Origin of the sequence: Sulfurimonas sp. NW7, assembly GCF_051132265.1 — a bacterium.
Classification (GTDB): domain Bacteria; phylum Campylobacterota; class Campylobacteria; order Campylobacterales; family Sulfurimonadaceae; genus Sulfurimonas; species Sulfurimonas hydrogeniphila.
The window spans coordinates 86824-100867 of record NZ_CP093235.1; the positions used below are offsets into that span (position 1 = coordinate 86824).

General features: G+C 36.9%; 15 protein-coding genes. 3 read left to right on the top strand and 12 right to left on the bottom strand.

Features of this window, described 5'->3' with window-relative positions:
• Positions 1-5: 5 nt before the first annotated feature.
• The 10 genes from MLC35_RS00395 to MLC35_RS00440 form a co-directional block, all read right to left on the bottom strand.
• Positions 6-719, bottom strand: coding sequence for a carbonic anhydrase (locus tag MLC35_RS00395; protein ID WP_418640878.1), 714 nt, complete (start codon positions 717-719; stop codon positions 6-8).
• A 60-nt stretch (positions 720-779) separates the two neighbouring features.
• The gene (locus tag MLC35_RS00400; protein ID WP_434637199.1) at positions 780-1622 is read right to left on the bottom strand and encodes a metallophosphoesterase; all 843 of its coding nucleotides are present in this window, start codon (positions 1620-1622) and stop codon (positions 780-782) included.
• Between the two features lie 30 nt (positions 1623-1652).
• Entirely contained in the window at positions 1653-1931 is a 279-nt protein-coding gene (locus tag MLC35_RS00405; protein ID WP_151901391.1) for a P-II family nitrogen regulator, read from the bottom strand.
• Positions 1932-1934: 3 nt separating this feature from the next.
• Complete coding sequence (locus MLC35_RS00410; protein ID WP_151901390.1) at positions 1935-2912, bottom strand: sodium-dependent bicarbonate transport family permease; 978 nt, start codon at positions 2910-2912, stop codon at positions 1935-1937.
• Between the two features lie 136 nt (positions 2913-3048).
• Complete coding sequence (locus tag MLC35_RS00415) at positions 3049-4506, bottom strand: NADP-dependent isocitrate dehydrogenase (protein ID WP_434637201.1); 1458 nt, start codon at positions 4504-4506, stop codon at positions 3049-3051.
• Between the two features lie 256 nt (positions 4507-4762).
• Positions 4763-5638, bottom strand: coding sequence for an AraC family transcriptional regulator (locus MLC35_RS00420; RefSeq protein ID WP_151901388.1), 876 nt, complete (start codon positions 5636-5638; stop codon positions 4763-4765).
• Positions 5639-5677: 39 nt separating this feature from the next.
• Complete coding sequence (gene cbiB / locus MLC35_RS00425) at positions 5678-6523, bottom strand: adenosylcobinamide-phosphate synthase CbiB (RefSeq protein WP_418640882.1); 846 nt, start codon at positions 6521-6523, stop codon at positions 5678-5680.
• Positions 6513-7904, bottom strand: coding sequence for a cobyric acid synthase (locus tag MLC35_RS00430; protein WP_418640883.1), 1392 nt, complete (start codon positions 7902-7904; stop codon positions 6513-6515). The genes cbiB and MLC35_RS00430 overlap by 11 nt, the downstream gene beginning before the upstream one ends.
• Before the next feature lie 3 nt (positions 7905-7907).
• Positions 7908-8261: a thioredoxin family protein gene (locus MLC35_RS00435; RefSeq protein WP_434637203.1), complete on the bottom strand. Its 354-nt coding sequence runs from the start codon at positions 8259-8261 to the stop codon at positions 7908-7910.
• 74 nt (positions 8262-8335) lie between these two features.
• Positions 8336-9346 (bottom strand): aminotransferase class I/II-fold pyridoxal phosphate-dependent enzyme, encoded by a 1011-nt coding sequence (locus MLC35_RS00440; RefSeq protein ID WP_434637205.1) that lies wholly within the window; start codon positions 9344-9346, stop codon positions 8336-8338.
• A 367-nt stretch (positions 9347-9713) separates the two neighbouring features.
• Here MLC35_RS00440 and MLC35_RS00445 point away from each other — a divergent pair, with 367 nt between their 5' ends.
• From MLC35_RS00445 to MLC35_RS00455, 3 genes are all read left to right on the top strand, one after another.
• Positions 9714-10610: a hypothetical protein gene (locus tag MLC35_RS00445; protein ID WP_434637207.1), complete on the top strand. Its 897-nt coding sequence runs from the start codon at positions 9714-9716 to the stop codon at positions 10608-10610.
• Positions 10611-12353: an RNA-directed DNA polymerase gene (locus MLC35_RS00450; protein WP_434637209.1), complete on the top strand. Its 1743-nt coding sequence runs from the start codon at positions 10611-10613 to the stop codon at positions 12351-12353.
• Positions 12354-12502: 149 nt separating this feature from the next.
• Positions 12503-12763 (top strand): DUF2442 domain-containing protein, encoded by a 261-nt coding sequence (locus tag MLC35_RS00455; RefSeq protein ID WP_434580772.1) that lies wholly within the window; start codon positions 12503-12505, stop codon positions 12761-12763.
• 42 nt (positions 12764-12805) lie between these two features.
• On the opposite strand, the gene MLC35_RS00460 is transcribed toward MLC35_RS00455, so the two are convergent.
• The gene (locus tag MLC35_RS00460) at positions 12806-13606 is read right to left on the bottom strand and encodes a phosphotransferase (RefSeq protein ID WP_434637211.1); all 801 of its coding nucleotides are present in this window, start codon (positions 13604-13606) and stop codon (positions 12806-12808) included.
• Positions 13607-14032, bottom strand: coding sequence for a hypothetical protein (locus MLC35_RS00465; protein ID WP_434637213.1), 426 nt, complete (start codon positions 14030-14032; stop codon positions 13607-13609). It abuts the gene before it with no gap.
• Positions 14033-14044: the final 12 nt, after the last annotated feature.

Here is a 14044-nt window from a genome sequence, read left to right on the forward strand (position 1 = left end):
AGGTTTTATTTTGTCTGTACAACTCTTTTGTTAAGAGGCTGTGTCGGTCTTTCGTTGTTTCTGTAGTATTTTCTTAAAGCATCCAGTTGTGATTTTGAAATATTGACAGTATCTTTGAAAATATACCACTCTACGCCCTCTGTACAGGGTGGTGTGGTAAATGAACCTTTGTAGTGATAGTAGTGATCCGTATCTTCAGGCAGCAAATCATTAGGATTTATGGCTATTTTGTGTTTTGCATGTAAAATCTTTTCTAAAGCAGGATTTTCTTCTCCGACTTCAAACATTACTGCCACAACTGCCACTGAACCGTCTTTTGCCATATGAACAAAGTGCGCGACTGCATTGTATCTTCTGCCGTCAATTGTATGCTCGCTCATGCCATGAAAATGAAACTGTTTTAGTTTGTAGTCTTTGCCGTGCAGTGAGATATAGCCTGCATCTACCGGGGTAACCTTTAGAGAGTGCCCGTTATCAACAACAGTGGAAATACCTTTGTAATCTTCGGAAAGTTCAATCGTGTAACTCTCGTCTAACTGCTGTGTATTTTCTGTTTCTATATTTATAGGGGACTGTTCTTTGCCTTTTTTGCAAGTTTCGCTGAAGTGTCCCCAGTCTTGCGGACCATGTTTTGCGTAGTCCCAATGTGCTTCAACACCTGCAAATGCAATTGTTGAACTCGCCATGAGTGTCAAAGCGATTGTAGAGAATTTTGTCATAAGCTGCCTTTTTTAATTTATATATTAATTATAAGGGTAGCTTACTTAATAGAGACTAAATCAGGCTGTATATATAAGTTTTTCATTGATTGTGTTTCCGCTCAGTTCAACATAACGCATCGGGTACATATCCAAGTCAAGCGGACGGACAAATCCGCGTGTGACAATAACCCTTGTCCCCTGAAGCTCTTTGACAGAGTCTATATGTTTGTGTCCTGAAAGCGTCAAAATCAGGTTTGGATATTTAAAAAGTTTTTTTTGTACCTCTTGCGTGTTGTTCAGGACATATTTATGAATATCTTTTTCTTCTGTGCCGCCCCAGTAATTTGTATAGGGATGGTGGTTGAGTATTACTGTCGGTTTGTTTTGGTCGAGAATTTTTTGGGCAAAAGCGATTGTCTCTTCTGTATAGGCTCCGTTGTTGTGGTTTTCTATACAGCTGTCAAGCCCTAAAATATTGTAGCCTTTTGTTTGCATCAGCCAGTCTTTCCCCTCTACATGTAACTCTTTCGCACTGCAGAACATGTTTTTAAATGCTTCAAGATTAATCTGTTTGTCGCCGCTTGGAAAAGATTCTTTGTTTCCTCTTACCGTGTAGTATGGACAGTGGAGCGTATCGGCAATCTCTTTGAACTTCAATGCATCACTGTCTTGCGGCGCATTGTTGTTAAAGTTGTCACCGCCAAAGAGAACAAAATCCAAATCTTTGTAGTTTGTGTTGATAAATTGAGCCATCAGCTGCATCGCTTCGACACTGTCACTGTCGCTCAAATCCATATGCGAATCGGTTACATGTATAAACTTCAGTGTTTTTTTCGAATCTGTCTGGGTGCCGGCCATTAAAGGCATGGCACCGGCGACTACTGCACTCTTTAAAAAGTTTCTTCGTGATATTTGTGACATTGTTTTTCCCTTTCTTTGTTTAAATACTCTCTACAGTAATGTAGCATCACTGACAATACATTTTCCCCCGTATGTCTCCAAAAACTTTTTAAGATCTTTTTGCATGTTCTCCAGCAGTTCTTTTTTACAAACACTGAAGACCAAAATATTGCTCAGCACATCCGAGACATCATCTGCTGTCTGAAAACCGTGACCCCCGTAGCCTTCTACATCTTTGATGACAGTATATCCGTCTACTTTGTGCTTTTTAAAAACTTTCAAGAGTCTCTTTATGTAAACAGACTCAATGATGACTTCGATTTTTTTCATCTTTTACCCCCAAAATGTTGTTATCATATAATAATACAACGGTATACCTAATGAAATATTGAATGGGAAGGTAACTGCCAGACTGAGCGGAAGATATATTCCCGGATTTGCTTCAGGTACAGAGAGTCTCATTGCTGCCGGAACAGCGATGTAAGAGGCACTCGCACTGAGCAGTGCCAAAAGAAAAGCATCCCCTTTTTCAATTCCGAAGAAATAGGCTACCGCTACAGCTACAGAGGCGTTGACCATCGGCATGATGAGTGCAAATCCTATCAAAAACAGACCCACTTTTTTCAGTTCATGAATTTTTCTTGCTGCAACAAGACCCATGTCAAGAAGGAAAAATGCAAGCATCCCTTTAAAGAGCGTTCCAAAAAGCGGCTCCATAGAGTGCCATCCTTTGTCTCCTGTCAATATCCCGATGGCAAGCGCGCCTATAAGCAAAAATACAGAAGGGTTTAAAAAAGCTTCCCGCAAAATTTCTTTTATACTTGTATTTTCATCTTCTGCGTCAGGACTTTTGGCAAAGAGTGCTGCAAAGACCAGACCTATAACAATAGCCGGAGACTCCATAAGCGCCATAGAAGCAACCATAAATCCGCCATGTGCAACACCTATGGTGTCAAGATAGGTAATCCCCGTAATAAAAGTAACAGCACTGATAGACCCAAAAGTCGCCGCAATGGCAATGGCATTGTAAACATCTATTTTCATTCTTAAGATAAAAAAGCTGTATACAGGAACAAGCATGGACATAACTACTGCAATAAGCAGTGCTTTAAAGATGTATGTGCTGAGTCCGCTTTGGGAAAGTTCATGTCCGCCGTGCAAACCAATTGCTATAAGCAAATAAAGAGAAAACAGTTTAGGTAATGGCTGCGGAATAGTTAAATCAGATTTTAAGAAAATGGCCAGCATTCCTAAAAAAAAGAATAAAACAGGCGGATTTAACATGTTTTGTAAAATTATATCGATATTCATTTTTTAAACTCCTATTGCATAAAGGCGGTATTAATTCGATTCAGATTTTTATCTGTAGTGTAGCGAAACAAACCTTTATCTTTATGTGGTATTTCCCTCCTTTTCCCCTAAAAAAGGAGGGATAAAGGTACGGTTTTTATTCGCCTTGTCCTAAAGAGTATGCGCGTTCACCGTTAAGCATATAAAGGTTTTCAGTTTTGATAACCTCTATGCCTGCTGCATCAATTCTGTTCATCATATCTGTAATATCACTGTTGCTTATGATATCCCCTTGGTTTTTAGCATAGTATCTGCATCTCCAGTGGTCTGTCAGGAAAGTTTCCGGGTGACCGTTCGGGTAGACCTTCTGACCACGGTTAGAGATCATTTTGAGTGCCATACCTGTATCTTTTGCCAGCTCAACCAGCTTGTCACCGATAGTATTTGCATCACAGTCATCTCTTGTAAAGATATCCACACCGATAAGATCCATTTTTTCAGTTCTTACATTTGAAAGAACAGGTTTTTTGATCTGAATCGCTTTGTCATATCTTACAGGAGCAAGTGTTGATGGCTCCTGTCCCAGTCTTTCAATGACAGCATCAGCGAACTCTTTTGTTCCCACTTCAGTATGTTCTTTTCCCTGTGCTTTGAGTTTTCTGGCAAGATCGTATGTCACAATACCGTCTTCAATGGTTTTCAACCAGGCATTGTGTACTTTTTGAGCTACTTCAGGCTGTCCTACCTGTACCATCATCATCACACCGGAGAGTAAAAGACCTGACGGATTTGCTTTGTTCTTTCCGGCATGACGCGGTGCAGAACCGTGAATTGCTTCATACATTGCTATATCGGCACCAACATTCGCACCCGGTGCAATCCCGACAGAACCAGTCATAAGTCCAAGTATATCTGTTGCAACATCTCCGTAAAGGTTAGGCATTAACACCATGTCGAAATCTTCAGGCGCATCAACAAGTTTTGCCATACCGATGTCTATAATCCAGTCATCCGCCTGAATTTCAGGGTATTTTTTGGCAGTTTCGTAAAATACTTTTACAAAAAGACCGTCTGTTATTTTCATGATGTTGTCTTTGATCATACATGTAATTCTTTTTCTGCCGTATGCTTTGGCATATTCAAATGCGTACTGGCATATTTTTTCACAACCCGGTCTTGTAATGATTTTAAGACACTGTGTTACTTCCGGTGTTTGCTGGTGCTCTATCCCTGCATATAAATCTTCTTCATTCTCACGAATAGTGACAACATTCATACCCGGGTATCTTGAAGGTATAAACGGATCATAAGAGATAGCCGGACGAACATTCGCATACAAGCCAAGTGTTTTGCGGATAGTTACATTTAAACTTTTGTATCCGCCTCCCTGAGGTGTTGTAATAGGTGCCTTGAAAAGCACTTTGTTCTTTTTGATAGACTCCCATGCTTCATCAGTAATTCCTGAAGTATTTCCTGCAAGGTATACTTTCTCTCCAACATCAATGTGTTCCCATTCTACATCTGCGCCGGCAGCATCAAGTACTCTGATGCTTGCATCCATAATCTCAGGACCGATTCCGTCCCCGCGTGCCACTGTAATAGTTCTTTTTGCCATTTTAATTCTCCTTAATAAAATCCTTCATAATATTTGAGAAATCATCATTTTGATAATGATTTCCACCTACATTTGAAAACATGCCGGTATTTTAATAAAAATAAAAGATTAAGTCTTTACAGGTTTTATTGTTAAAATTATCTATTTTTAATCTATTTATACACAAATATTATTCTAAATATCTTCAATTTTTATTCAGAATTTTTACTTTTGAAAAACAAAGTATTCTGAATGTACCTGTTTTAAAGGGTTTGTGCTAAAACTTGATTGAGAGGTAAAAGCTTAAATCAAAATGATTGTCATCAGAGAGATATTTGTTCTTTTTGTAGATTGCGTAGGGTGGTTGGGTCGTTGTTTCGTATTCGCTGTTTGGAAGCCATTCTGTGTAAACCCAGTATAAAAAGTGTAAAAAATCTCCATCGGCACCGGTAATGTCAAATTTGGCATAGACACCTTTTGCAATGTTGAGTTTTGGCAGTCTTTCATAATCAATTTTGCTTTTATCATTGACTTTTATGCAGGCGACATACTGGCACTCTTCAAGGTGTGTGACCGTAGGATTGTCATGAAAAAGGGCAATATGCTCGTAGTCTTTAATATTGTTGCTGTAGGTCCATGTCTGCACTTTCTGCCAGGTTTGTTTGATTTGGTCATTGTAGCCGTTGTGCCGCATATAGTAAACTTCGATTTGCGGCATATTGACTATAGTTGCTTCAATGTTATTATAGTTTGCATTGGAGGCGATTGCTTTTTTTGATTCTGCAAGAATAGTTTGGGAGTACTCTTTGTGTCCGCCTTTTTTCCATGCCGTAGGAGTCATGGAAAATCTCTCTTTAAAAACACGGATGAAAGAGGTCTGTGAGCTGTATCCGCATAAAGCGGCTATCTGGGTGATAGTGGAATATTTGTTTGTCAGCAGCAAAGAAGAGGCTTTTTGCAACCTGATAGATTTGATGCTTTCATAAATATTTCTTCCGAAAACCTCTTTGTAGATCTTGTGCATATAGACTTTGCTGATGTTAAACTGCTGGGCCAGCTCATCCATATTGATGTCGGTATCAATATGTGTATATATATAGAAGAGTATATCATTTGATATCTGTGTTTTTTTATTGAGTGTTTCTCGCTTCATGATGTAAATTATAGCAAAAATTACTGTAAATGATTTGCTTTAGAGAAGTTTCAAAGCATTTTGAACATCTGTTTTTTCTATTTTTGTTTTGCCTTCGCCAAAATGCGCTTTTTTCTTGAGTTTGCCAAAGTAAGATGTGTCTCCGCCAAGCTTTACATGTAAAGCCAGTGCCATGGCAGTGATGGGATGTCCTGCATTGGGGCTCTCGTGCTTTTTTCCGTCTGTGTAAAAGGCAAAAATGTTTTTCTGTTTTGCAAGGAACAGAATGAGCAGTGCCGTCAGCCTTGAGGGAATGAAGTTCGCGATATCATCAAGTTTTGCCGCACATTTGCCGAATTTTTCATATTTCTCATTTCTGTAGCCGACCATAGAGTCCATGGTGTTAACGGCTTTGTAAATGACAATACCCGGCAGATTAAACAGCAGCAGATAAAAGAGCGGGGCGACAACGCCGTCACTCAGGTTTTCGGCATAGGTCTCAATCGCTGCCTTATAGACATCACTTTCACTCATATCCTGTGTATCGCGTGATACGAGCATGGCAATCGCCTCTTTTTTGTTCTTTACATGTAAGACATTCCGTACAGAGTCTCGCAGCATCTTATGGGCGATAAACATAGAGGCTATAAAGGAGCTGATGAGAATGTTTGCAAAGGTGTCGAAAAGCTGCAGATAGAGATAAAGTGAAACAGTGAAAAAACTCACAGTTCCCAGCACAAACAGAACTAACAAACAGCCGCGTGTTACAGAGTCCTTGTAAAATTTTTCCTCAAAAAAAGTGATAATCTCGCCTATAACGATTACAGGATGTTTTATGAAGGAGAACTCCCCGAATTTTCTGTCGATGAGGTAGGCAAAGAGTGCGATGAAAATATTATGTATCATCCAGTGCCTTGTGGATAGCGTCTATGTTTACATGTAAAGCGATATGTTCGGCAAAGTCGGCAATAGTCTCTTTTTTAAATGCATTAAAATTATAACCTTTGTACTTTTTGTTGAGTCTGTGAAAAACTTTATAGCGAAATGCATCGCTTTCAAAAAGCCCGTGAACAAAGGTGCCGTAGAGGTTTTTCTTTTTTTTGGCACGTTTTTTGGCGACAGCGTTGTGAATCTCATATCCTTCTACCATAATGCCTTGGAGATTATAACAGCCTTTTTGTACAATTTTTTCTTTTTGAAAAACAACATCTCCTTTAAAACGTCCAAATCCCTGTGTCACTTCTTTTTCTGATTCTATATGCTCGGGGTCAAGAATTTGCTCAAACAGCATCTCATAACCTCCACAGATCGCTATGACGTGTCTCTGTTTGTCATCTAAGACAGTTTCAAAACCGCGTTTTTTCAGCCAAAGCAAATCATCGACAACCCGCTTGCTTCCGGGAATGATGAGCAGGTCATAATGTTTTGCTTCATTCACACTCTCAATAAAGTTCAGCTCAATTTCCGCATCCGCAACAAGAGGCTCAAAATCGGTAAAGTTACTGATGTGCGGAAGTTTGACAACACCGACTTTTATGATGGACCTGGAAGTGTTCTGTGTGTAGCCCATCAGTGAAGCAGAGTCTTCAAAGCCGAGATTAAAGGGTTTAAAAGGAACGACACCTAAAACTTTGATGCCAAAATCTTTCTCAATGATTTGGACCCCCTCATCAAACAAAGAGATGTCACCCTGAAATTTATTGACAATTACACCGATGACATTTTTACGCAGTTTTTTCGGCAAAAGATTGTAAACTCCGTAAATGGAGGCAAAAACACCGCCTCTTTGAATGTCTGCGACAAGTACTATCTTTGTTTGAAATTCCTGGGCTACATAGATGTTTGAGAGGTCTTTGCTCATCAGATTGAGCTCAACCGGACTGCCCGCCCCCTCGGCAATGATACAGTCATACTCTTTTTGCAAAGAAGCAAATGCTTTTTTGACGATGGGTTTGAGCCGGTTTATGTCTTTGTAATAGCTCCAGACATCCGTATCGCCGACACTTTTCCCGTTGATAATCATGTGGGCTCTGCTCGCTCCGCCTGATTTTAAAAGTATGGGATTAAAAAGAGGGGTAGTTTTGAGCCCGATAGATTCTGCAGCAAAGGCCTGAGGAATGGCTATTTCACCGTTGTCAATGTCGGTAACAAGAGAATTGTTCGAGACATTCTGTGCTTTGAAAGGGGCTACATGCAAACCTCTGTGGTGTAAAAGATAGGTCAGAGCAAAGGCAAGCGTGGATTTGCCCGCATCACTGCTGGTGCCGAAGATGCTCAGAGAGTGCATAGCTTATTTACGCCACAGCATTTGCAGTGTATCGAGTTCTTGAAGAAAGCTGTCTGCTTTGACATAGCCGTTAACAATAAGCAGCGTTTTTTGCGTAGCAGGGTCTACGAAAAAGATACGGGGGCTAAAGGGTGCCGGAAATTTGTCGGCAGGGTAATCTCCCTCATCAAAATTCTTATATACAAGCACAACAACCACTTCTTTGTTTAAACGTTTATGCACTGTCGGATTGGTGAAAGTGCGGTCTTCGAGACGGTCGCACCAGGGACATTCTGCTTTGGTTACAACAAGCATCAGGGGACGCTGCTCTTTTTTTGCTTTGGCAAGGGCTGCGTAATAATCGCGTTGAAAGCCCATTTTCTGGGCGTATTCGTCCAAATCAGCGCGAGCGAAAAGGCTAAAGGCTACGAGTAGCAGGCTAAGTATAATTTTCATTGGTTTTCTCCTGGGTAAGTTGTAAGTGCATTTTGCAGCGCTGTATGTGATTGTTTGTCTTTTACGGCAAAGCGGAGCCATCCGTTATCAAGGTAGTCAAAACTGCCGCAGGTTCTGACAAGTATCTTCTGTCTGAGCAGATGAGAAAAAATTTCTTCCGCCTGTGATGATTGTGTCAGAATGAAGTTTGCATCACTTTGGACAATCTGTTCAAAAAGTCCGCATTTTTTTAAAATATCAAGCAGTTCCTGTTTTTGTATTGTATGCAGTTGGCGGCTTTTTTCTCTAAAAGTTTGATCGCCAAGACGTTTTTGCAAAAATGCCGCATCGAGTGAAGAGATATTCCAAAGCGGCGGATGCAATTTTGTGATATTTTTTTTGTTTGAAAAAACAGCACCGATTCGCACCCCTGGACAGCTGTAAAACTTGGAAAATGACTGAACGATATAGAGCTTTTTATAGTTTTGAATCATCTGCCGCAAAGAGGGATGATTCTCAAACTCCAAAAAGCTTTCGTCCAAAATAACGGTACATTTTTGCTTTTTCCAGTAAGCAAAAAGTGTTGCAAGTTCGTAAAAACTCCCTTCGGGCGTAGAGGGGTTGACAAAAACAACAATGGACTTTTTTGCAACGGTTGCGTCGATATTTTCAATTCGGTTGATTTTGTAAACATCTTTTTTGCTTTGGAGGGCCGCTTTTTCATATTCGCCGTACAGAGGCGCATACAAAGTGACCTTTTTTTGTTTTAATGCCTCAAACAAAGCATAAACAGCGGCAGTCGCCCCGTTATACAAAGTGATTTGTGATTTTTTCAGACCATAATTGTGTGCAATAGCCGTTTTGAGTGTTGTGTAATTACTTTGGGCATATTTTGTAATGGTACTATTGGTTACATGTAAAGCACTCTGGGGTTGATAAAGATTGATGTTTGATGAAAAGTCTATAATCTCATCACTCCTGCATCCGAGTTGTTTTGCATATTTATATATATTGGCACCGTGTTTCATACGCGGATTTTACCAAAAGTTTACTAACTTTACTTGGTTTGAAAGAAAAACTTTAAGCGATATTTTGTGTGTTATGTACGAAAATTAACAAATAACACACATTTATATTGACAGTTAATTGTGTGATTTAAGGTTATTCTACCTATAATGTGCGTTAATAAATAGTTATCCGCTCACTGCGTGACCGGATAACGGGGGCGCGGGTTGAACACCCGCTAGTCATCTGTCGCACAGCGCCAGATAACAAGCGGGAGGAATGAGCAACAACATCAGAAAATAAATTTTCAGATGTTGTTGCTCATTCACCCGCGCCCCCGTTAGTCTCCAAAAGTAACATTATTAAAATACAATATTGGAATAGAAGAAAATGATACCTAGTAGTTTATGGAAAGACAATACATTATATCAACCAGACAAACTTATTGATATTTATAAAAATAAATTAATTGAATTATCAATGTATGATCATGCAAAAAAATATCATAAAAAAACGACTGGAGCTACGGGAGGTAAAAATATTGCCGAAACAAAAAAGCATTTTGCTGAAAGATTTTTAACATCATCTGCTAGAACTCAATTTGTGATAATCGACCCAAGAGAAGATTTTCTAGAAATATCTGTAAATCTAAAAGCAACATTTGGAGGGGGTAAAATATCTATTTTAGATATTCCAGCAGGTACAGGGGCAGGAATATTATCATTACTTTCTAATATATCTGAGTTAAGAGCACATTCTAAACTTCCAAAATTACCTTTATATATTAATATTTTAGCAGGAGATTTTTCTTCATCTGCATTAAAAATATATAATGAATTACTAGAAGAAATAAAAATGTATTTAGAATATCAATTAATATATATAAATTATGAAATATGTGAATGGGATGCTTCTAGTCCACAGTCAACTAACCTACTTATACGAAAATTTCTACAAAATGAAGATGCTTATGAAGAACATTATGTGTTCATGTCAGCTTTCAGTGGAGTAGGAAGTCCTATTTACAAACAATTTGATAAATCTTTTACATATATACAAATTGCTCTATCCCATTTAAACACGACAATCTTATACATTGAGCCAAATACAAATGAGGCTAGTAGTTTTTCAAAATTTATAACTAAGTTACACAAGTTGACAACGTGGCTACCTAAGGTTATAAATATATCTCAAGATAGTACTTCACGTTTTAAGTGGTATGATCCTATTACGGGTAATACACCTAAAAGCGGAATTATTCTAAAACAATACTCAAGAGAAAAATAAATGAATATTTATAATAATATTGCTTTACGTTCATTAAATCAAGTTAAAACATTAAACCCAATAATGTATATAAGCATAAGATGTTTTTTTGAAGACTTTTCAAATTCTTCTGCTCAAAATGGCTTATTTAATGATTTCATTGAAAGAAAACTAAAAGTAAGAAAAAATTGGTCTACTAAACAAAATAAATTATTTAAAGAAAAAGAAGGTGATAGTTTTATATATAGAGATACATTATCTTTATCTACTTTTGGCATTATCTCGGAATCTTACTTGCTCAGATTAATATCACAACAAAATTGTATAAATAATAAAGAGTTTGTTTATAGCTATTCACTTCCTCAATATGTGAATTCAACGAGAAATTTTAAATATTATTTTAATGGGTTTAAAAGAAGAAATGAAAATGTCCATAATATTCTTAAATCTGACAAGGACTTAATTGCAGTTGTCTTAGATTTAACAAAATTTTATCCATCAATTAACAAAGAAAACGTTAAACAACTTTTTTTTAAAGAAATTGATAATAATTCAGAAGATAATATATTAAGCATGGTGGAAAATATTACAAATTCAATTTTAGAACAATCTATTAATGGTGTGCCTATAGGTTTAGACTTAAGTCATTTAATGGCACAAGTTTATTTGAGTGATTTCGATAAACAACTTAGTAGTAAATATCCAAAAAAATATTTTAGATATGTTGACGATATTATTATAGTATGCGATAAATCTGATAAAGACAAGGTAGTTGAGTATGTAAATTCTCAACTACCTCATGAGCTAACAATTAATGAAACTAAAACAGATGAATTAACCCTTGAGGATTGGTCATTACTTAATAGTAGTAATGATGCTAAAGAAGGCAATTTATATGAAGTATTAAATTATATAACAGCTTATATTTCCATGCATCCCTCTAGAATTGAAAGTTTAGAGAGTGCGATTAAATCTTTGGGGTATAACATACCATTAAGTAGAATAAAAAAACAAGCTAAAAGCAAAGGCTTTATGTTTTATATAAAAAGCTTGATGAAAAATGATAAACGATATGGAACCTTTGAAATATATTTTACTAAAAATGATTTTATAGTCCAACAGTTAATTAATTTACAAAAGTTCTACCGAATAAAGCTAAAAAAATTACTTGAACTCAATTATGATGATACTAATTCAGCAGAAAATAGGTCTAACACACAACAATTAAAATATATTGTTAATCAGCTATTATACTTATCAAGTACCGAAGAATTGGAAAGAATTAAAAATGCATTGCCAAATACAACAAAGTTTGAGGACACAAAAGAAGTTATAAATGCTTTAAGTTCCAAAAACTTAACTCATGCGATTCAATATGGTGGTAAAGTTGTTCAAACAATTTCAGAGTTATGGAATGAAAATAACTTTGATACTATTATCATAGAGAAAAGTGATCTAGATACAATACAAAATATAGATAATATTATTGATTCCATAATTATTTTTTATTTGTACAAAGTAATAGAATTTCCTATTCATGATGTATTAGATTTATTAAATGATTATAATAAAGAATATATACAAGTAGTTTTATGTGATGAATATACTATACAAAATCACGAATATTCATTTTTAGTAGAACTACAAGGGATGTTTCAAGGTAGAGATTTAAATACAAAACATAAGTTATTAACAACACGATTTGATAATGATGAAAGTATTCAACTCGCAGGTTTAGATTTAGGGCTTGCATATTCTCTATAATTGAACATCAAGAGACAAGACTAACAAAGCCTTGCAGTGAACGCAGAGCGTCACTGAAGTCAACCGTTATGTCCAAAATAAACTGCTAAGAAATCTCCACAAATCTAATTTTTGCTATAATACTATCAAACAAAGACTAGGAATGATAATTGCCAACTTTACTCAATAAAAATGGTTTAATTAAAGGTAAAGAAGTTCACTTTGATGATGAATACTTACATGTAAAACTTGAAGATGGCAGAATCATCTCAACTCCGATGGAGTGGTATAAACCTCTCAAAGAGGCTTCTATCTCTCAACTCAAAGAGTATAAATTCATCTGCATGAATACAGGTATTGAATGGGAAGCTATTGATTATCATTTAAACATTGAGAGTATGCTTGAAGTATCATTCGAAGATGTTGCATAAAGACATAACAAAGAGACCGTTTAAATTCCGTGTCAGTAACTTTTAGAAGGTACTATACATTTCTTTGGCACGTTTTGTTTTTTTGTCATGGTTTATTCGCAGAAGGGCATAGAAGTTTGCTGCTGTGTTGCGCTGTTTTTGTAGCTTTGCTGTGGTGATTTTTTTATTTCTTTTTTGATTGTATATTGCCAAGAACATTTTTGTGTAGAGTTGCCTGTTTTTTGGATTGAAAGAGAACAGGGCTACGCTCGCGTCAAAGGCAAACTCTCCCAAACCGCCGTCTATAAAATCAAATACGGCTATGTTGTTTTTGTGAAAAAGGGTATTGTCTTTGAAAATGTCTCCATGGATGAAACCTTCGTTCTTCTGGCGTAAATTTTGCAGTGAGCAGAGCTTTTTATAATAATAAAAATGATTTTTCTTTACAAAATCCAGCATACTGTTGATATTGTATGCGTTTAAAAAAGGAGAAGCATCCGTAAAATCTTTACTCACAGTATGAAATTGTGCCAAAAATCTTGCGAGTGCGCGAATATGGAAGAGTTGTATGTTTTTTGGCATACTGCCCTGGAGTTTTGAGTAGAGATACCAGCCGTTTTTTTCTTCCAAAAACTGCGGTGTATTGAGTTTACATGTAAAGAGATGCTTTAAAAGTGCCTGTTCTGTTTGCACCTTTTTGCCCGTCTCTCTTTCATATTTTTTTAAAATATAGCTGTTTTTGCTGTTTTTTACAATGTAGGTTGTATCCATTATGCCGTTTGTTGTGGGGATAATTTGCTTAAAACCATAGTCGGGAAAAATCCGACGCAGTTGTTCAAGCGTTAATTCTGTTTTGACACCCATTTAAACCTGGCAGACTTTCATAATCTTTGCCCAGTCCAGGTCAAAATGTTTCTCGACATAGGCTCTGTGATGCGGTACACTGCATCCGGAACAGTCTTGATGGATTGCTTCGCCGTAAATGCCCTGTCTGCCGTCTTTTGACTCGATTGCACAATAACTAAACTGTGTTTTGTCTTCTGTTTTTTTAAAACCCTTGTCATTAAAACGAAAATTCGGACAGGAACAAAGATAGCAGTTGAGGCTCTCCATATCATGGCATTTTTTATTTTTGGCATAAAGCGGACAAAAATCACTCTCTTTTTCTTTCATGTTTTCAAAATCAAAGTAGTCGATGATCTGCTGTTTGTTTAGCCCCTGCTGTAGGAGTTTGTCAATTATTTTTTTATGTGCTTCTGCATGTTCTTGCACCCATGTTTCATAACCCATATAGATTCCTTT

Coding starts and splice junctions, on each gene's coding strand:
- MLC35_RS00410 (WP_151901390.1), bottom strand. CDS start 2,912: ATGAATATCGATATAATTTTACAAAACATGTTAAATCCGCCTGTTTTA.
- MLC35_RS00430 (WP_418640883.1), bottom strand. CDS start 7,904: ATGCACTCTCTGAGCATCTTCGGCACCAGCAGTGATGCGGGCAAATCC.
- MLC35_RS00400 (WP_434637199.1), bottom strand. CDS start 1,622: ATGTCACAAATATCACGAAGAAACTTTTTAAAGAGTGCAGTAGTCGCC.
- MLC35_RS00405 (WP_151901391.1), bottom strand. CDS start 1,931: ATGAAAAAAATCGAAGTCATCATTGAGTCTGTTTACATAAAGAGACTC.
- MLC35_RS00435 (WP_434637203.1), bottom strand. CDS start 8,261: ATGGGCTTTCAACGCGATTATTACGCAGCCCTTGCCAAAGCAAAAAAA.
- MLC35_RS00440 (WP_434637205.1), bottom strand. CDS start 9,346: ATGAAACACGGTGCCAATATATATAAATATGCAAAACAACTCGGATGC.
- MLC35_RS00445 (WP_434637207.1), top strand. CDS start 9,714: ATGATACCTAGTAGTTTATGGAAAGACAATACATTATATCAACCAGAC.
- MLC35_RS00420 (WP_151901388.1), bottom strand. CDS start 5,638: ATGAAGCGAGAAACACTCAATAAAAAAACACAGATATCAAATGATATA.
- MLC35_RS00465 (WP_434637213.1), bottom strand. CDS start 14,032: ATGGGTTATGAAACATGGGTGCAAGAACATGCAGAAGCACATAAAAAA.
- MLC35_RS00415 (WP_434637201.1), bottom strand. CDS start 4,506: ATGGCAAAAAGAACTATTACAGTGGCACGCGGGGACGGAATCGGTCCT.
- cbiB (WP_418640882.1), bottom strand. CDS start 6,523: ATGATACATAATATTTTCATCGCACTCTTTGCCTACCTCATCGACAGA.
- MLC35_RS00450 (WP_434637209.1), top strand. CDS start 10,611: ATGAATATTTATAATAATATTGCTTTACGTTCATTAAATCAAGTTAAA.
- MLC35_RS00395 (WP_418640878.1), bottom strand. CDS start 719: ATGACAAAATTCTCTACAATCGCTTTGACACTCATGGCGAGTTCAACA.
- MLC35_RS00460 (WP_434637211.1), bottom strand. CDS start 13,606: ATGGGTGTCAAAACAGAATTAACGCTTGAACAACTGCGTCGGATTTTT.